Here is a 5,259-nt window from a genome sequence, read left to right on the forward strand (position 1 = left end):
GTGGAGGCGGGATTGGCGGGCTATCGACGGTTGTTGGGTTTGCCGGCGGAGTGAAGGCGGCTTAGAGCCTATTCAAAGTCTCGCGAGCAAGGGCGAGACAAGGCGAAAACCACTGAGAAAGCGGAATGTACAAGTGGTACATGAGTATTTCGAAGGGGTTTTCAACGCCGTATCGCCGAAGCGCAGCAGACTTTGAACAGGCTCTTAGGCGGTGGAACCGGCAAGAGCAGTACCAAGCAGTAAATCGTAGTGCGTGATGACATAAACAAATATTGATAAGGAAACAAGTTATGACGACAAGCGTAACGGGCAGCGACCTGGGCGGCGTGCTGGAAGGCGGCCCGCAGGACGATGTGCTCAAGGGCGGTGCCGGCAACGACACCTTGAACGGCTATGACGGCAATGATCTGCTGCAGGGCGGCGCCGGCGACGACGTGCTCAACGGCTATGCAGGCAACGACACGCTGGAAGGCGGCGCCGGCGACGATTTGCTCAATGCCGGCAGCGGCAACAATGTGCTGGCCGGCGGCGAGGGCAACGACACCCTGATCGGCGGCGCGGACAAGGACATCTATCTGTTCAATCTGGGCGACGGTTTCGACACCATCACCGACAACGCCCAGGACAAGCGCGACGCGGCAGACAGCGATCCGGCCTACCGCGACGAGTTGCGCTTCGGCCCGGGCATCCGCCCGGAAGACATCCAGCTGGAGCATGTGGGCGACGATTTGCTGCTGTCCCACCGCAACGGCGACGACGCGGTCACCATCAAGGGCTGGTTCGCCGACAAGAGCTTCTGGATCGAGCGCATCGTATTCGCCGATGGCGGCGAATGGGGCATTAACGATCTGGCGCAGCGCGTGATCGTGCAGACCGGCAGCGAGCGCAAGGAAATCCTCAACGGCTGGCTGGGCAAGGACCATCTGATCGGCCTGGGCGGCAATGACGTGCTGAACGGCCGCGGCGGCGACGATCTGCTGGACGGCGGCGCCGGCAACGACAAGCTGTTTGGCGAAGACGGCAACGACACCTTGCTGGGCGGCGACGGCGACGACACCCTGGACGGCGGCAGCGGCAACAATGTGCTGCACGGCGGTCGCGGCAACGATCTGCTGATCGGCGGCGCCGGCGCCGATGTTTACCTGTTCAACCTGGGCGACGGCGTGGACGTGATTCGCGACGCCGGCGGCGTGGACGTGTCGGTGAAAGACGAAATCCGTTTTGGCGCCGACATCCTGGTCAAGGACGTCAGCGTCAGCCGCCAGGGCGACAACCTGGTGCTGATCCACGTCAACGGCAGCGACCGCCTGGTGGTGGAAGGCTATTTCGCCAGCGCGTCCAGCCGGATCGAGCGCATCGTGTTCGCCGAAGGCGTGGTCTGGACCCAGGCCGACATCAAGCTGACCCAGCTGGGCGGCAGCGGCAACGATACCTTGATCGGCTGGGAAGGCAGCGATCTGCTGGACGGCGGCGCAGGCGATGATTCGCTGATCGGCGGCGGCGGCAACGATACCTTGATCGGCGGCCTGGGCAATGATGTGCTGGTCAGCGGCGGCGCGGGCGTCAGCGTGCTGATCGGCGGCGCGGGCAACGACACCCTGGTGGGCGGTGCCGGCGCAGAGATTTACCAGTTTGGCCTGGGCGACGGCGCGGACGTGATCGCCGCGCACGGCGTGGACGTCAGCGTGACCTTGCAGGACCGCATTGTCTTTGGCGTCGGCATTTCGGTGGACGACATCCGGGTGGAGCGCCAGGGCGACGACATCGTGCTGATCCACACCAACGGCCGCGACTCCATCACCATCCAGGCGGGCTTCAGCCTTGAGCATGGCTGGCATGGCCAGATCGTGTTCGCCGACGGCAGCGTCTGGCTGGGCGCGGAACTGGCGCAGAAACTGCTGGAAGTGCAGACCGGCGGCGATGACGACGATCTGCTGCTGGGCTCCGGTCAGTCCGATCTGTTGGACGGCGGCGCCGGCAACGACACCTTGATCGGCAACGGCGGCGAGGACACCTTGCGCGGCGGCGCCGGCGACGACCAGCTGCAAGGCGGCGTCAGCGGCCACACCACGATGGAAGGCGGCGCCGGCGACGATGTGCTGATCGGCAACAAGGGCCGTGAAACCTTCGTCTTCGGCGTGGGCGACGGCCGCGACCTGATCAACTACGGTGCCCAGATCGGCAAGATCGCCGCCTTGAGCGCCAACGACGAAATCCGCTTCAAGGCCGGCATCAGCGCCAAGGACATCCGCGTGCTGCGCGCCGGCAACGACCTGCTGCTGCAGCATGTCAACGGCCAGGACAGCATCCGCGTCAAGAACGGCCTGGTCGATAAGACCGGCTGGGCCGGCGTGGTCTTGTTCGCCGACGGCTCCAAATGGAGCGCGGCCGAGCTCTTGACCATGGTGGTGGCCGCGGGCGGCACCAGCGGCAAGGACGTGCTGACCGGCGGCAAGGGCGGCGATCTGCTGGACGGCGGCGACGGCGACGATACGCTGATCGGCGGCGGCGGCAACGACACCCTGAAGGGCGGCGCCGGCAACGACGTGCTGATCAGCAGCGGCGGCGGCACGGCCATCCTGGAAGGCGGCAAGGGCAACGACACCCTGCAAGGCGGCAGCGAGCACAATATCTATGTGTTCAATCTGGGCGACGGCAGCGATGTGATCATCAACAACTCGCTGAACGTGTCGGTGGGCGTGAGCAGCGAGATCCGCTTCGGCGTGGGCATTTCGGTGACCGACATCACCGTGGTGCGGGTGGGCGACGACGTGCTGTTGCAGCATGTCAACGGCAGCGACTCGGTGCGCATCCAGGGCTGGTTCAGCAGCCAGAGCATGCAAGTGGGCAGCGTGGTGTTCGCCGACGGCGGCAGCTGGACCTCGGTGCAGATCAACCAGTTCGTCAAAGGCGTCTATGTGGGCGGCAGCGGCAACGACGCCTTCCACGGCGGCAGCGGCAGCGATCTGCTGGAAGGCGGCGACGGCGACGATACGCTGATTGGCGGCGGCGGCAACGACACCTTGCGCGGCGGCAACGGCAACGACGTGCTGATCGCCACCGGCAGCGGCACGGTGATCCTGGACGGCGGCAAGGGCAACGACACCCTGCGCGGCGGCGCGGACCGGAACATCTATGTGTTCAATCTGGGCGACGGCGGCGATCTCATCATCAACAACTCGCTGAACGTATCGGTGGGCATGAGCAGCGAAATCCGCTTCGGCGCGGGGATTTCGGTGACCGACATCACCGTGGTGCGCGTAGGCGACGACATCGTGCTGCAACACGTCAACGGCAGCGACTCGGTGCGCATCCAGGGCTGGTTCAGCAGCCAATTGTCCCAGGTGGGCAGCGTGGTGTTCGCCGACGGCAGCAGCTGGACTTCGGTGCAGATCAATCAGTTCGCCGCGGGCATTTTCATCGGCACCAGCGGCAACGACGTCCTCAAGGGCGGCAAGGGCCATGACCTGCTGGACGGCGGCGACGGCGACGACGTGCTGATCGGCGGCGGCGGCAACGACACCCTGAAAGGCGGCGCCGGCAACGATGTGTTGATCAGCGCAGGCGGCGGCGTGTCCATCCTGGAAGGCGGCAAGGGCAACGACACCCTCAAGGGCGGCGGCAGCCAAGACATCTACGTCTTCAATCTGGGCGACGGCCGCGACGTGGTGATCAACAACTCCTTGAACGTCAGCGTCAGCCACCAGAGCGAAATCCGCTTTGGCGCCGGCATCTCGGTGACCGACATCACCGTGGTGCGCGTGGGCGACGACGTGTTGCTGCAACACGTCAACGGCGTGGATTCGGTGCTGATCCAGGGCTGGTTCCTCAGCCAGAGCAACTGGGTGGGCGGCGTGGTGTTCGCCGACGGCAGCAGCTGGACCTCAGTGCAGATCAATCAGTGGGCCAGCGGCATCTATATCGGCACCGCCGGCAATGATGTGTTGATCGGCGGCGCGGGCGGCAGCCTGCTGGACGGCGGCGCCGGCAACGACACCCTGATTGGCCGCGGCGGCAACGACACCTTGAAGGGCGGCGCAGGCAACGACGTGCTGGAAGGCGGCGCCGGGCGCAATGTCTATATCTTCAATCTGGGCGACGGCCAGGACACCATTCGCTATGGCGAAAAGGGCGTCAACCTCGCTTGGAGCAGCTACGAGGAGATCCGCTTCGGCGTGGGGATTTCGGTGACCGACATCACCGTGGTGCGCATTGGCGACGATGTGGTGCTGCGACATGGCAACGGCGTGGACAGCATCACGATCCAGGCCGGCATGTCGGTTCAGAGCTCATGGTCCGGCAGCATCGTGTTCGCCAACGGCGGCAGCTGGAGTCTGCTCGAACTGATCAGCCTGGCGGCCGTGACCCTGAACGGCACCGACGGCGCGGATACGCTGAAGGGCGCCAAGGGCAATGACGTGATCTTCGGCCTGGCCGGGGATGACCAGTTGTTCGGCAATGAAGGCAACGACAGCCTGTTCGGCGGCGCCGGCAACGACACCCTGTACGGCGGGGCCGGCAACGATCTGCTGGAAGGCGGAACGGATAATGATAGCCTGTACGGCGAAGACGGCAACGACACGCTGCGCGGCGGTGCAGGCAACGACACGCTGAATGGCGGCAACGGTGCTGACCTGCTGGAAGGCGGCGACGGCGACGACGTGATCTACGGCAATAATGATGGCGGTGGCTGGCGCGTAGAGGGTGACACCCTGCGTGGCGGCGCCGGCAACGACCAGTTGTTTGCCGGATGGAGAGGTTACGACAACGTGTTTGAAGGCGGCACCGGCAACGACACGCTGACCGGCAGCTATGCGCGCGACACCTATCTGTTCAATCTGGGCGATGGCCAGGACGTCATCATCGACAAGGCGGATGCACCGACGGTGAACGACGCCTACCGTGATGAGTTGGTGTTCGGTGTGGGCATCAAGGAAAGCGACATCCAGGTGCTGCGCAGCGGCAACGATATGGTGTTCCGCCACATCAACGGCCAGGACAGCGTGACGGTGAAGGACTGGTTTGCCGATCGGGTGTACTGGATCGAGCAGATCACCTTCGCTTCCGGCGTGAAGTGGACGGCCGATCAGTTGATGAAGCAGGGCGTGCCGCTGGTCGGTTCCGAGTTGGGCGACACGCTGCGCGGCGGCAATGTCGATGACTGGATGCTGGGCAACGGCGGCAACGACTCGCTGTACGGCGGTAACGGCAACGACCTGCTGGAAGGCGGGGCGGGCGACGACGGTCTGTTCGGCGAAG

1 protein-coding gene is annotated in these 5,259 nt (G+C 64.7%); it reads left to right on the forward strand.

The window, feature by feature from the left end:
* Positions 1 to 290: 290 nt before the first annotated feature.
* A partial coding sequence (locus ACODSD_RS24650; RefSeq protein WP_488878594.1) for a calcium-binding protein occupies positions 291 to 5,259 on the forward strand: 4,969 nt, incomplete at its 3' end.

The sequence above is a fragment of the Chromobacterium sp. FG22 genome (assembly GCF_057809415.1).